The organism is Marinomonas pollencensis (genome assembly GCF_003387375.1).
In the GTDB taxonomy this organism is placed as follows: domain Bacteria; phylum Pseudomonadota; class Gammaproteobacteria; order Pseudomonadales; family Marinomonadaceae; genus Marinomonas; species Marinomonas pollencensis.
In genome coordinates, this window is record NZ_QUNG01000001.1 from 208,510 (window position 1) to 222,721 (window position 14,212).

Consider the following 14,212-nt stretch of genomic DNA (forward strand, 5'->3'; position numbering starts at 1 on the left):
GGAATTTGCGTGAATAAAAAAGTGGGTCTAGATTTGAAACTAGACAGAGAGCAAGGGATTTGCTTCAGCCTCCAGGACGGAGGCTCTGTCTTTCTTTCATGACGAACCCAGCGCTGCAAGGACGCGGCTAAAGTACTAATTCATCACGTATCTTTCTTTCGCTTTTCATACCCTTATCCGTTCTGTCTCATATCTTCCGTTTCATGGAATCTTGTCGTTTTTTAATTGTGTATCCTTGCTATCGGCCTCTCAATTTCATTGGTTATAATTTAGCTATATATTCAAAATAAATACTCACATAGAGAATAATCTCACAAAAACTTATTCTATACCGCTATTGGTTTGAGCATCGCTATATTAAACTTGAAAAACTAAAATCACGTTTAAGTCAGAAAAAATCAGTTGATCTTATTATCAAATAGGCTTTTAACGTGCCTGTCCTAGTAATCTTTATGTTGCTATAGCCTTCTAAAAACATAAGAAACATATTGTTACACTTTGAAATTTGCGTGAATAAAAAAGTGGGTCTAGATTTGAAACTAGACAGAGAGCAAGGGATTTGCTTCAGCCTCCAGGACGGAGGCTCTGTCTTTCTTTCATGACGAACCCAGCGCTGCAAGGACGCGGCTAAAGTACTAATTCATCAGAAAAACGTTCTTGTATTATTTATGCGTTTTCAGTCATGACCTTGTTTCATTTAAGATTATATGGGTATCAAGTGATTCGACTTGATTTCAGGCGCATTGTTTTAGCTTGGTAATACTTAAAAAAACAACCAAGACAGACACCTTAATAAAATAACTTAGACAGGCACTTTTATTGATAGTTATGCCTGGCTTAGTTATCTAAGCTATAGATTATATCGGTGACATAGTGCGCCAAACTGGATGAAATAGATTTGATGTGACTAAAATCAGGGTGATTTTTTTAGGCTATGGCGCATTTTAGCGATGTTCACCCAATAAGCTATCTCAACTTATGGGTTGATTGAATCGTGGTCGTTTAAAAGTCGATTTTTAGTCTATGCGAGGAGCTTTACGCTCTGCAGATTCGGTTTTCTGTGCCTGTGGTGGAAGCGACAATATTGTTCGATGCTATGCTCTTGTCCGACAAGGCTACTTGTTCTTTTTTCAAACTCGATCGCTATGCACAACCAGTTGTCTGATGAGATCTGTAATCGCTGTAAAATAGGCAATAACGAGGCATCGATCGCGCCTCGCTTGTCTGCTCTAATAATGCGTCCTGTCATGTCAACGAGCTCGAGGTAGTCCTTTAGTTTGAAAGGTAATCCAAAATGCGCTCCTTGCTGAGAGTCCCCCACAAAAGGAAATAGCGCCTTTGGTTGGCACAATTCAACAGACGTAACGCGCTTTTTTATACTGGTAAAATCTGAGGTTTCTGGCGTTTCACTCACTTTAGCTCGGACAGGGTTTAGATCCACATACGCCATACAGGCAATGAGTGCAGCTTCGTCTAGTAAGGCTTGAGACTTAAAGCGCCCTTCCCAAAAATGCCCGGTGCATTCATCTTCAATATTAGCTCGTCGCGCAATAGGTTCATTTAATTCTTTCATAAACCAGCTGATGTCAGTTAAGCGCTGGCGGTAAGCGTCAGCGGAGTCTTCGACTAAAGCCAAAGTACCGTCCGATAGGGGCTCTCCTCTCAGATATTGCTGTGTAAGATTTGTACCTTTGTGAAGCTTATGCCAACGCTGTAGCACTTCTCGCGTTGTCCATTTTTCTACTTTTTTGGAATCAATATGAAGAACGACATGGAGGTGGTTGCTCATAACTGCATAAGCACAGATATCAATGGAAAAGACACCGGCTAGAAACAATAATCGAGTTTCTACCCAACCACGGCGATGCTCGTAACTTGTTCCTGTTATATCGTCATCGCCGCATAAAAAAGCATGACGTACACAGCGAGATACGCAGTGATAATAAGGTGTATCCTCAAGACTGACTTGCTGATTCCTCGGTGTTGCCATGAGACTATCCTCATTGAACAAAAAATATACTGTAATTATATACAGTGATCTAATATTCCGCCAAGAAAACTTTTTAAGTTGACAGTAAAGGTGCCTGTCCTGATAAGCCTCTGATAAGCATGCCTGTCTTAGTTAATGGTCTTGATAAGCCTCATAAATAAGTATGCCTGTCCTAATAAGCCTCCTGATAAGTATGCCTGTCTTGGTTAGAGTTGGATGGTTTTGGCGTGGTCGCTGAGTGGGTTTGGGATGTGGCTGATGAGTACCAGTGTTTGAGGTTGGTAGTCGTTTTGTAGTGTGTGGCAGATTTGTTTGATGCTTTCACTGTCTAGTCCGTCGAAGGGTTCGTCTAGTAATAAGATTGGCGTTTTTCTTAATAGTAGTCGTGCGAGCACTAGGCGTTTGCGTTGGCCGCCGGATAAGTTTCGTCCTTGTGCTCCTAGTAAGGTGTTGAGTCCTTGGGGGAGGCTTCGGGCCCAGTTGCCGAGGGCGACGGCATCGAGTACTTTCCAGAGTTCTTGGTCTGTGGCTTCTAGGGCGCCTAGGCGTAAGTTGGCCTGTAGTGATTGCTGGAAGACGTAGGGCGTTTGAGGCAGGTAGCTCAGTTGAGATTGATATGCTTTGTTGTCGTATAGCTGGCTTACTTCACCGTTTATCCAGGCTTGCCCTTCGCTCAAGCAATCTCCTGCTATTGCGGCTAATAATGTTGATTTACCACAACCACTACCCCCTTGTAGCCAGATGATGTCATTGACTTTTAGGCTCATGGTGATGGGCGCGTTGCCGAGCCCTGAGCTTAGGTGATAGCCTCGAAGCTCGGTGAGTTCTATCTGTGTGATGGGGGCTAGAGGTGCTTGCGTTGGCGTCTCTTTTGTCTTTTTTGCCGAATGCAATTGGTTTAAGCGACGAATCCCTACTTGGGACTGACCTTGTGCGACAAATGACTGGGACAAAGGCAGTGCTAGTTCGTTGACTGCCAGTACAGATAACACCAGAGCCACGACCCAGGTTGCTTGTACGCCATGAATTAAGGTTAATTCTCCAGTGCTTGCTTGGTAGTCCATTAGTAGATAAAAAAAGCTCGCTAATAAGCCAATTGTAACAGTATAAGAAGCCAACCTACCTAGGCTAATCGCTTGTTGAATGGTGACTTCTGCTTTTTTCTGGCGCTTGTCTAATTGCCCTAAACGTTCAGCATAAGTTTGCCAATGCCCGCGAATGGTCAAGGTGATCAAGGCGGAGAATAAGCTGACAAAACGCCCTCGTCGATGGGTGCCTAAAATCTGTCCGACATGGACACTGTGGCTGGCATAACGTCCGCATAAATAGGGCACCAAGATTAAATGCAGTAAGGCGGCGATCAATATAGGCAAAAGCAGTGAGGGCGTAATCAGATAGGCGACAACGCTCACTCCAAGGTAGGCTAATAAGGCGTAAGTCCAAGGCAACATGACGACTAGTGGCCAACGAATAATTTGATCTAAGTCGCTCACTAAGCGCTGTAATAAGTCGCCTCGACTTTGCTGATGTAGGTTTGCTGGGTCTTTTTCAACCCGTTGATCCCACACCCATAAACGCAACGTTTTGAGCAATCCTAATAAGTGTTCATGAGCAGAAACTTGTTCACCATAACGGCCTGCGGTACGCAAAATAGCCATTAAGCGCACTAGCGCCCCTGGGGTAAAATAGTTAAACCCATGGGCCAGTCCCAGCACGCCAGCAAGGCCCGCGGCTGATAAGAACCAACCCGATATACCGAGTAAGGCAACCCCTGCAACGCTGGCCATCACCCCCAATAATAGTGGAATAGCAAAGCCCCAAGGGTTTGCCCATAATAGACGCTTAAGCGATAGCTTGGTGACTTTGCTCATGCAAACCTCCGTGGGTTAAATTCCAATGTCTGTCGACCCAAGAAATGGGGTGGGTATCGTGGCTCACCACCAGCAAGGTTTTGCCTTTTGAAACACGGTTTAAGGTGTCTAGTACTGCGTTTGCTGTGTCTTCATCTAAGCCGGAACAAGGCTCATCTAGCAACCAAACATCAGCATTGGAGAGCAGCGCCCGAGCAATCGATAAGCGTTGCATCTGGCCACCTGACAAACCCGCTCCGAGCTCGGTTAATTTACTTTCCATACCGTTTGGTAAGGCATCTACAAAGTCAGCACATTGGCTTTTTTCTAAGGCGTCTCGTAACGCCTGCTCACTCGGTGGTTGAATGCCCAACACTAAATTTTGACGAATACTACCATTGACCCATTCTGGGGTTTGCGGCAGCCAAGCAAGCCTGCTGCGCCAGGCTGTTAAATCCACTGCGTCCAGACTTTTATCATAAACAAAGCATTCGCCTTGATAGCCAGTTTCAAAACCAAGTAATAAGTGCAATAAGCTCGATTTACCCACTCCAGATTCGCCACTTAACCAGATCCGCTCACCTTCTCGTATCTGATTGGTAATGGGCGCCAATCGTGAACGGCCGGCTTCTTGCCAACTTAACTGATGAAACGTTAACAATGAGCTTGATTGAGTTTTTACCAATGATAAGTGTGTTCCTTGCGCAGGCAGATTGACTTCGGCTGGTTGCTGTTGTGTCACAAGAATTTCTAGCAATGCGGTGGCAGCTGCTTCGGCTTTTTGTTTGGCATGATAGTCGTTGCCTAACTGGCGCAAGGGCAAATAAAATTCTGGGGCCAGTAGCAGCAAAAAGAAAGCTTGCGTTAAGGTCACTGGCGCTTCGCCTTTTGCCCAAGGCAACTGCTCTAACAACCCCAAACCTAAATAGAGAGCAATCATGGCAATTGATAACGAAGCAAATAATTCAAGCGTCGCAGTGGACAAAAATGCCAAGCGCAATACGCCCATGGTGGTTCTTTGATACGCACTGGCGCTGTCGCCTAAGCGCTGTTTGGCGTGGGCGCTACGACCAAGGCGCTTAAGTTCAGCAAGCCCTTGGTTTAAATCCATAAATTGGTTCGACAGCATTGCTAATACACGAAACTGTCGTCGGTTGGCTTGTGCCGCTTTATAGCCAACAAAAATCATAAATACGATCACCAAAGGTGCGGTTATCATAAAAATGCCAAACGCAATCAAGGACACGGGTAAGACGGCGAGTAAAATAACGCAGGGAATCAATGACACCATAAAGAGTTGTGGTTTATAGCGACTAAAGTAATCGTCCAGTGCATCGACTTGTTCGTAGACCCGGGTCGATAAGGCGGCATCTTCATCAATGCGTAACCGCGAAGGCCCTAATTGGGTCAAATGGTCGATGATTTTGGTCCGTAATGAATAACGAATACTGCGGCTCGCACCCGCGCTTAGTCGCTCTCGACCAAAGCTGGTCAGCGCACGAATAAACAGGGCCGATAACGCCATCAATAATAATGAAACAGAAAAAGTGCCAGTAATCACCAAATCCGAAAATACATTCGCCAACGTCCAAGCTTGAACCACCAGCGAGACGGTAAACACTATGCCGAGTAATTGCACCAGGCGATAGCGTTTTGACTGACAGTCAGCCCATTCGTTTAAGAACGCCATTTCTGGCGTTTTTAGCCTTTTTTGTTTGGTTGGCTTTGGCACTTTTTCTCGCTTCGACATAAGGCTTACTTCTGCTCCTCTTCGCCTTCGTAACCGTTAAAGTCTAACCAAATAGCGTTCACAATGCCGAATGCACAAGCCAGTAAAACGCCTAAACTCCAAGCAAAATACCACATAAAAATATCTCCTTTGTGGGGCGCTTCTATTACGCCCCAACGCTAATGAATGTGCTTAATAAAGAGAATGTGCGTTTTTCTCGATATGCTCTTTGTTAATACGGCCAAACATCACTATGTACGACCAAATGGTGTAACTCAAAACAATCGGCACAAAAATACACGCCGCAATAAACATAATTTGTAAGGTATGCTGACTCGATGTCGCGTCCCACATTGTTAAGCTCATACTAGGGAAAGTCGAAGACGGCATTAGGAACGGGAACATAGAACCACCCGCGGTGATAATGATGCCAGCGATGCCCAAAGAAGAACTTAAGAAAGCCAACGCGCCTTTGTTCATTTGACTGGCTAATGCGGCGGCCAATAAACCCAGCACGCCAATGACCGGTGCCAAGATCAGTAGTGGCGCCTTGCTGTAGTTTGCTAACCAAGCACCGGGCTCAATGGCCACTTCTTTCATCAATGGGGTCAGCACTTGGCTACCGTCTAGCGGGCTGGTAATCACATAACCTTGAATACCATAAGCCAACCAAACACCTGCAAGGATGAATAATACCGCGCCTAATAAAGCAGTGATGGTCGTCGCTTTGCGTACTCGACGTAATAAGTCCGCCTCTGTTTTCAGCTGCAGCCAAGCGCCGCCTTGTGTGATGATCATCATCAAGCTCACCAAGCCACACACAATCGCAAACGGATTAAGTAGTGCGAAGAAAGAGCCGGTGTAATCTACGCGCAAGAACTCATCAAACTGAAAAGGCACTCCTTGTAACAAGTTACCAAAAGCCACACCGAAAATGATCGGTGGCACTATCGAGCCAAAGCCGATGCATAAATCCCAATTTTTCTTCCAGCGCGGTGTGTTTATTTTTGAGCGGTAATCAAAGCCAATTGGGCGAAACCACATAGCGGCCAGCGTTAGGATCATGGCCATATAGAAGCCGGAAAACGACGCTGCATAAACCACAGGCCAAGCGGCAAATAAAGCGCCCCCAGCCGTAATAAACCACACTTGGTTACCGTCCCAATGGGGGGCCATTGAGTTGATCATGACACGACGCTCATTATCATCACGGGTGATGATATTAACCAAACTCCCGACGCCCATATCAAAGCCATCAGTGATGGCAAAGCCGATCAGCAACACACCGATCAACACCCACCAGATTAATTTTAATAGATCATAATCCATGTTAAATCTCCTGAGATTTTATCTGATCCGTTTCGTTTTCAAGCGCGTAACGACCGGTGTGCAAGCTAGAAGGCCCCTGTTTGGAGAAACGAATCATAAGATACATTTCAGCAATTAAGAACGCGGTGTAAAGCAGAGTAATGCCGATAATAGTGGTCCACAACTCCCCTTCTGTTAAACCAGAAGCCGCTAGGTTAACCGGTAATATTTCACCTATCGCCCACGGTTGACGACCATATTCAGCCACCATCCAGCCAGCTTCACAGGCAATCCAAGGCACTGGCAAACTAAACAGAATAACCTTTAGGAACCAACGACTTTGACCAATTCGACGACGTGCATTTTGGTAGAAAGCGGCAGCAAAGATGAGCAACATAAAGAAGCCTAACCCCACCATAATCCGGAAAGAAAAGAAGATGGGAGCAACATGTGGAATACTGTATTCAACCGCTTGATCAATTTGTGATGAGGTCACATTGTTCATATCATCGGTGAAGGTTTTAACCAACAAACCATACCCCAAATCGCCTTTCACTTTTTCAAAGTTGGCTTTAACTTGTGGGTCTGTTGAGCCGTCGCGCATTTGCTGTAGTAACTGATTTGCATAGATGCCGTTAATAATACGCTGGCGGTTTTGAACTTTAAGTTGATCGATACCTGTCACTTCTTTGTCAAGAGAGCGCGTTGCTATCAGACCAAGTGCACCAGGAATTTTGATCGCGTATTCGGTTTCTTCTATGTCTTGGTTTGGAAAGCCAATCAGGGTGAAATCGGCAGGCGCTTGTTGTGTATCCCATTCCGCCTCGATGGCGGCCATTTTCACTTTTTGTACATCGCCAATTTCGTAGCCAGATTCATCGCCCAGCAAGATCACACTCAATGTGGCCGCTAAACCAAATGCAGAGGCAATCGCAAAAGAACGGCGAGCAAATGCTAAATCACGCCCTTTCAGCAAGTAGTAACTCGAAATAGCTAGGACAAACATCGCGCCCGTACAGTAACCTGCTGACACAGTGTGAACAAATTTCACTTGTGCCACTGGGTTAAATAACAAGGCACCAAAATCTACGAGCTCCATACGCATGGTCTCGTAATTAAACTCAGATCCGACTGGGTTTTGCATCCAACCATTGGCAATCAAGATCCACAAAGCAGACATATTTGAGCCAAAGGCGACTAGCCAAGTGACCGCCAAATGCTTGGCTTTACTAAGACGGTCCCAGCCGAAGAAAAACAAGCCGACCAAGGTGGATTCTAAGAAAAAGGCCATTAACCCTTCTATCGCCAGCGGAGCACCAAAAATGTCACCGACATAATGCGAGAAGTAAGACCAGTTAGTGCCAAACTGGAATTCCATCGTTAAACCAGTGGATACACCTAAGGCAAAGTTAATACCAAATAACTTGCCCCAAAATTTCACCATATCTTTGTAGATCTGCTTGCCGGTGATGACGTAAACCGACTCCATGATGGCAAGAATAAAAGATAACCCGAGTGTTAAAGGAATAAACAAAAAGTGGTACAGAGCAGTTAGAGCAAACTGAAACCTCGATAAATCCACTACCGTTTCATTGATCATAATGACTTCAACCCATTTACTTGATTGAGAAAAGACGCTCACAGGCATTTATATTAAAAGGGATGCTCTTGTTGTTTTACGTCCGCCGCTGCTCCAGTTCTTGGAGCTAACTATAAGTCTGAATTATGAGTGAGCTTTTCGGCAGAAACATTGCGTTAGATCAAGATAACGACAGAGAGGCAGATTATCTAAGCCCAGTGATACTTTTATAGATGTAAATCAAATAAACGCACTAATGATTTTAGTTCGTTGTTCTATATAAGTTTGTTGATGAGTAATTAGCTAACCCAGAAACCTTTTCGGCTCAAAATGGGTAATGTAAAAAAAGGTCATCAATGAGGCTATCCAGAGGGGCTTCGGGTCCATGGGTTTTGGCATACACTCGCAGGCCAGAAATTTGAATTTGTATATGACGTGCTAATTCGTGCGCTGATTTAGTGTCGGCAACTTCTTGGATGGCTTGTGCATCGGCAATTAATACTTCAAATTCGCCCTCAAGTCGCTGTAAAGATTGTTTCGCTTGAGCTAACAACTCAGCGTTTTCATCGCCTAGCTCTGCCACTGTCTTGGCCAACATACACATGCCATTAGGGGCATTTGTTTGGCTATCGATCACAATTTTTTTGATAAAGCGCTTTAACCCCTCAATGGGCGAAGCCGCATCACGGCGGCAAGCTTGTAATAAAGCAAGGCTCTGCTCGGTATAACGAATTAACGCTTCTTTAAACAAACCTTCTTTACTGCCAAAGGTGGCATAAATACTGCCGGGACGCATATCAATAACATCCTGAAGATTACGCATTGACGTTGCATGAAAGCCTTTTTCCCAGTAAAGATTTGTGGCTTTATCAACCACTTGATCACGGTCAAACTTGGCATTTTTTCTCATTTATCTGTTTCCATTTGGTACTACTTTGAACGATCGCTCAATTTTATCTTGAACACTCGTTCAAATCTATTTATTATTCATTTTATTGAAACGCCGCGTGAACCATTAGCGTCCATAACCCCCTAATATCTATAGGATACAAAATGAGCAACTTTACTATTCATACACCAGAAACCGCACCAGAAGAGAGCAAAGCTCTCGTTGAAGGCTCTGTAAATGCATTCGGCTTTTTACCGGGTCTGCACGCTGTTATGGCAGAAGCGCCAGGGTTACTTGAAGGTTATCAGGTATTGCATAAGCTTTTTTCTGAGTCATCATTCAATGCCGAAGAATTAACCGTTGTTTGGCAAACAATCAACGTTGAACACGCTTGCCATTATTGTGTTCCTGCTCACACCGGCATTGCTCATATGATGGAAGTAGACTCGGCATTGATCGAAGCACTGCGCAATCAACAAGCGATGCCCACTGAAAAACTGCAAGTATTGCATGACACCACACTGGCAATGACGCGCAGTCGCGGTAACCTAACTCAAGAAGAAGTCACACGCTTTTTTGACGCTGGTTACACACAGCGTCAAATGCTAGAAATTGTGTTAGGTTTGGCGCAAAAAGTAATGAGCAACTACACCAACCACTTGGCAGAAACACCAGTAGACAGCGTCTTTGAAAAGTTCGCTTGGCAGGCTAAATAAGCCTTCTAGAAATCGCTACTAAAGCGAAATGTAAGACACGCTCGTTCAGCTTTTAACGGGCGTTTTTTTATCTCTTCTTCCCCCATAAAAAAAGGATTTTTTGTCCTTTTTCTGTGCTCTTAATGCGCGCTTTAGTCTCACCTTTTTAGCGACGCCTTTGTACTTATCCAGCAAGCTGGATGCCTTATAAAATATGACTTTCAGCCTTGTTTTATTCATTTATCTTTTTAATCTGAGAGAGAAAAATCAATTGCTTTATCCCCCCTTCTGAAATAGTAAAAAAAAACGTAAATATATGTCAAAAAACGTACGAGAAATGTACTATTATGTAAGGGTATTACTTTAGTAGGTAAAGCCCTATGAGCATCGAAGATTCAGCCAATAAGCACATCGAGTTTTTAAGCCAGACTAGCTATAGTCCACTGATTTATGTTGTTAACCACTATAACTTATTACTCATTAATTATAGGACGCTTAATGGCATAACAAATTACGAGTTTATTAGCCAATTCATGCAGGATCAGGAGCATCAAGGCTTGGTTATTTTTGATGTACCTAAAGATGGTGACATTCTAGCTTTAAAGGAATGGCCAAATTTAAAAGGCATTTTTTTTAATGATGCTGATGAGGTTTTATTTCAAAAAGGCTTTGAGGCCATTAACAATGGCGAACTGTGGTTCCCCCGCTCGGTAACTGATTGCTGGATGCGACAAATGCTTCAACATGAGCAGCAAAGTATATTGCGCTCTAACAATCTCACCCGCAAAGAGGTAAAAGTACTCAACCTGCTTTACTCTGGATTAGAATCCAGTGCCATTGCTGATAACCTCTTTATCAGCGAAGCCACTGTACGAGTGCATTTGCATAAGATCTATCACAAGATAAATGTAAAAAACAAACAACAAGCACGACAATGGTGCAAACAAAACCTCACGAAACTGGGTAATTAACATATAACCGGTTAATAATTGAGTGGTGCCACATGGAATCTAATAGTGTCACTATACTCACCCGCCGCCTTTCTTTGAAACTCCCCTAATTGCATACCAAGCTTTAACAAAAATACCGTTTGGCCTTTATAAGAAAACTTCCTTTTTGACTCCCCTAATAGATTCACTCTGTCACCGTCTATATGTAAAGAATAATCAATAGCGTATTTGTTTTTATATAAAGAATGGATTAATCGGCCTCTGTTTTCTGAGTTCACACTAAGCTGAACATCGGCATTTGTGACCACTTTAAAGGTCGGCAGCATAGTGTATTCTCTGCCCGACACGAGTTCGCCAAGGTTAATTACATTCGAGCTAGAACTGTATCCAACAACAGACAAGCTGGTTCTGGGCAAGATGTTTTCTTTAATTTCAAACTCTCGCTCATCTAATAGAGTGCTATTACTGTCATAGAGTTTTAATTCTAATCGATCGGAATAACTACCCGCTTTAACAGGGGTACCTGCAGGTATGAATAATTCAATATCGACAGAGGAATTCACTAAATTCAAGCGCGTAACAGAAGAACTAATCGTTTGCTGAATATCGCTTCGAACATAATAAGGAATTTCCTGAAATTGGCCTTTTAGCCGATTCTGATTTTTACTGGTAAGCACCATATACAACTGGCAGTCTTGTGTGTCACGAACACTGATATGCAAACGCTTTTTAGCATCATTAGCCTGCTGCGCATGATAATTTTCAAAATCATCGAACAAATGCTTAATAGCGCCAATTTTTGCGTTACAGTTTGCATAAGTCATTTGAGACAAACCTAAGAAAACAACACCCGCAACCCATAGAGATAGCTTTTTAGTGTACATAAATTTCTCCTTTCCTTTGCAGTTGCTCACCTTTTTTCACATCAATTTTGAAAGTGGAGCTTTTCGCGTCTTTTAGAGTGACTTCGTAGAGACAAGGCTTTAAACCTGTAATGGCAAAGCGTCCAGATCTGTTAGTAAAGAATATGTTCTCTTTTTTCTTGCTGTCCGTAGTACAAACCGCAGTACCTACTTGTAATGCCAATGGCTCTTTATTCTCATCTAATAAAGTGGCGATAACAGAGATATTGGCTTCGGTTCCCACCACCATGCCATAACCACTACGATAGGATGGATAAAAAGATAAGACACCTGAGCCGATGTCGTAGCCTGGTGCTAAATCATTCACATCCACAGTAACGGATGAATAACTGTATGAGCTTAAGTCGTTGATTAAAATACTGTCAAAGTCCTTGTTACTCGCCCGATACTCATCGTCATAACTGCCTAATACGATGGTTTTATCCCCTAATGTTGGGTGCGCATCCACCACCGCAAAGCTGTCATCGATAGTTTTACCGACCGCCCAATGACCACCGGCAAATGCCACACTGGAGGAAAGGCTTAAGCGACTTTGATGCTGCGCGGATTGGGCATTAAGCTGGTCATAATAACTGGCTTGGTCAAAGCTCGCGGTAAAACGGTTGCCGTTATAAAGCGTCGATAAGTCCAATGCAGCTTCGTTTTCATCGTTCTTTTCAATACCGGCTCGTACATTTAGAGCACCCACATACCTCTGGTCATTCTCTTGGTTAAATTCCAGACGCGTGCTATCTCGAGAAGACTGGTGGGATAATTTCACTTTTCTCTGACTCGACAGTTTATAGCTCAAAGACAAGCTAACACTCCAATCATTTTCTCCTTGGTTTTCTTCCCACTGACCCCCTACGCTGTAACGAAACTGCCCCTTTGCCAAGTCCTGAGAGAAGAGTACTGCAAACGATTTATTGAGCTCTTCTTGGTCATAATTTCTAGATAAGTTGGCGGATAAAGAAGTCTGAAAAGTGGGCGTAACAAAAAAACTGTAGTTGGCTAAAATCTGGTGTTCACTGTTCACATTTGTGTCACTTGTATCAGGTCGATAGCCTAATCGCCTAAAATATCGTGTGGCGTGCTCATAGCCCAAACTAAAGTCTTTGTGGGCCGGGCTATTATCGGTAAAAGTGCTGTATACCACTCGATAGGCTTGGCCATTTTCATCACTACTACTAAAGGCATTTTCAAAGGCAATTTGCCCAATGGGCGAAGCGTAAATATTTTTAAGCCCCACCTGCTGCACAAATTCATCCGCTTGGGCATTGGCGCCTACTGTCCAATCCGTTGTCATACCATAGTCTAAATAACCACTGATAAAGGGTTCAGCATATTGATACTCTAATTGATCTTGCAGCTCGGCGGGCACGCCTACATGAAGTTCATATTCCAACTCCCCTTTAGCAAATAAATCCAACCCCGTTGTGACATCAAAATTCACATACGTCACCACACCCACATTGTCGGTAATGCGCAAAGTGATATCGTTACTGCCTTCACTAAGCGGGATATCATTTAAGGAATAAACGCCCGAAGCTAAATTCAATCGTCTGATAACTTGATCGTCCACCAGCACTTCAACTGACGATGGGCTGGTTAAGGTAAAACTTCTGGATGCACTGGGCTGAATAATACGATCTGATACCAATGAATAATCATGGGTAATCGACACCCCTAGCATGCGAGTTGAAGACTGAAAATAACTGCCAAAACTGTAATTATCACCAATCTCTATGCGGGCGCCATCTAGGGGTAAATCATGGACTAAGCGTGATCCAGTTCGCGTAATACTAGACTCACCAGTGGCACTGACTGAGCTGTATTCATTCTCGTTTTCTATTACCCAACCTTGCCAGTTCATCACCATTTCAGAGCGAATATCCAATTGTTCACTGATGGTTTCTTCCACCTCATCACGCTGGTATAAATAACTCGAATACAAGTTTAAATAACCACTGATGTCTGCAGGTTGATCACTTTTAGGTCTTGCGCTATTCGTTCTGGCACTTAAGGTTTGAGGACGAATTAGCTCTATTGGTGCAGACATTTTTAAACTAAAGTCGCTTAAATCGAACGTTACGGAAAAACCCTGAGACTCCAATGATTGTTGCGAAATTAGTTCCCCATCTAACTCGCTTTTAAGCGCAGTTAATGCGCTTGGGTACAACATTTTCACAAGACTGGGTTCTAACTCACTCCATTTGAGCAATAACGCGTCTTCTGGTGTTACGCTTAATGTCAGCTGACCTATCGAGGTTTTATTCAACTCAGCCTCCACTCTCAAATCAATAGTTCGATTAGTTGGGTT

General features: G+C 43.7%; 11 protein-coding genes. 2 read left to right on the forward strand and 9 right to left on the reverse strand.

Annotated features, from left to right (window positions below; all coding sequences use genetic code 11):
- Positions 1–1,021: 1,021 nt before the first annotated feature.
- From DFP81_RS00970 to DFP81_RS01000, 7 genes are all read right to left on the reverse strand, one after another.
- Positions 1,022–1,990, reverse strand: a complete 969-nt coding sequence (locus tag DFP81_RS00970; RefSeq protein WP_115895890.1) for a transposase — start codon at positions 1,988–1,990, stop codon at positions 1,022–1,024.
- A 206-nt stretch (positions 1,991–2,196) separates the two neighbouring features.
- Entirely contained in the window at positions 2,197–3,861 is a 1,665-nt protein-coding gene (locus DFP81_RS00975; protein ID WP_115895891.1) for an amino acid ABC transporter ATP-binding/permease protein, read from the reverse strand.
- Positions 3,833–5,590: a thiol reductant ABC exporter subunit CydD gene (gene cydD / locus DFP81_RS00980; RefSeq protein WP_115895892.1), complete on the reverse strand. Its 1,758-nt coding sequence runs from the start codon at positions 5,588–5,590 to the stop codon at positions 3,833–3,835. The genes DFP81_RS00975 and cydD overlap by 29 nt, the downstream gene beginning before the upstream one ends.
- A gap of 5 nt (positions 5,591–5,595) precedes the next feature.
- Entirely contained in the window at positions 5,596–5,706 is a 111-nt protein-coding gene (gene cydX / locus DFP81_RS00985) for a cytochrome bd-I oxidase subunit CydX (RefSeq protein ID WP_115895893.1), read from the reverse strand.
- Positions 5,707–5,761: 55 nt separating this feature from the next.
- Positions 5,762–6,898, reverse strand: a complete 1,137-nt coding sequence (gene cydB, locus DFP81_RS00990) for a cytochrome d ubiquinol oxidase subunit II (protein WP_115895894.1) — start codon at positions 6,896–6,898, stop codon at positions 5,762–5,764.
- 1 nt (position 6,899) lies between these two features.
- A complete protein-coding gene (locus tag DFP81_RS00995; RefSeq protein ID WP_115896256.1) occupies positions 6,900–8,477 on the reverse strand; it encodes a cytochrome ubiquinol oxidase subunit I in 1,578 nt (525 codons plus the stop codon).
- Positions 8,478–8,781: 304 nt separating this feature from the next.
- Positions 8,782–9,366 carry a TetR/AcrR family transcriptional regulator gene (locus DFP81_RS01000; protein WP_115895895.1) on the reverse strand — a complete coding sequence of 195 codons (585 nt, stop codon included), beginning with the start codon at positions 9,364–9,366 and terminating at the stop codon, positions 8,782–8,784.
- A 143-nt stretch (positions 9,367–9,509) separates the two neighbouring features.
- Here DFP81_RS01000 and DFP81_RS01005 point away from each other — a divergent pair, with 143 nt between their 5' ends.
- Together DFP81_RS01005 and DFP81_RS01010 are read left to right on the forward strand one after the other, a co-directional pair.
- Positions 9,510–10,061 (forward strand): carboxymuconolactone decarboxylase family protein, encoded by a 552-nt coding sequence (locus tag DFP81_RS01005; RefSeq protein WP_115895896.1) that lies wholly within the window; start codon positions 9,510–9,512, stop codon positions 10,059–10,061.
- Positions 10,062–10,420: 359 nt separating this feature from the next.
- On the forward strand, positions 10,421–11,011 hold the full coding sequence (locus DFP81_RS01010) for a LuxR C-terminal-related transcriptional regulator (RefSeq protein ID WP_115895897.1): 591 nt from the start codon (positions 10,421–10,423) through the stop codon (positions 11,009–11,011).
- 11 nt (positions 11,012–11,022) lie between these two features.
- Here the strand turns inward: DFP81_RS01010 and DFP81_RS01015 are convergent, their stop codons facing one another.
- The gene (locus DFP81_RS01015; RefSeq protein WP_115895898.1) at positions 11,023–11,874 is read right to left on the reverse strand and encodes a hypothetical protein; all 852 of its coding nucleotides are present in this window, start codon (positions 11,872–11,874) and stop codon (positions 11,023–11,025) included.
- Positions 11,864–14,170: a fimbria/pilus outer membrane usher protein gene (locus tag DFP81_RS01020; RefSeq protein ID WP_245959046.1), complete on the reverse strand. Its 2,307-nt coding sequence runs from the start codon at positions 14,168–14,170 to the stop codon at positions 11,864–11,866. The genes DFP81_RS01015 and DFP81_RS01020 overlap by 11 nt, the downstream gene beginning before the upstream one ends.
- Between the last annotated feature and the right edge of the window lie 42 nt (positions 14,171–14,212).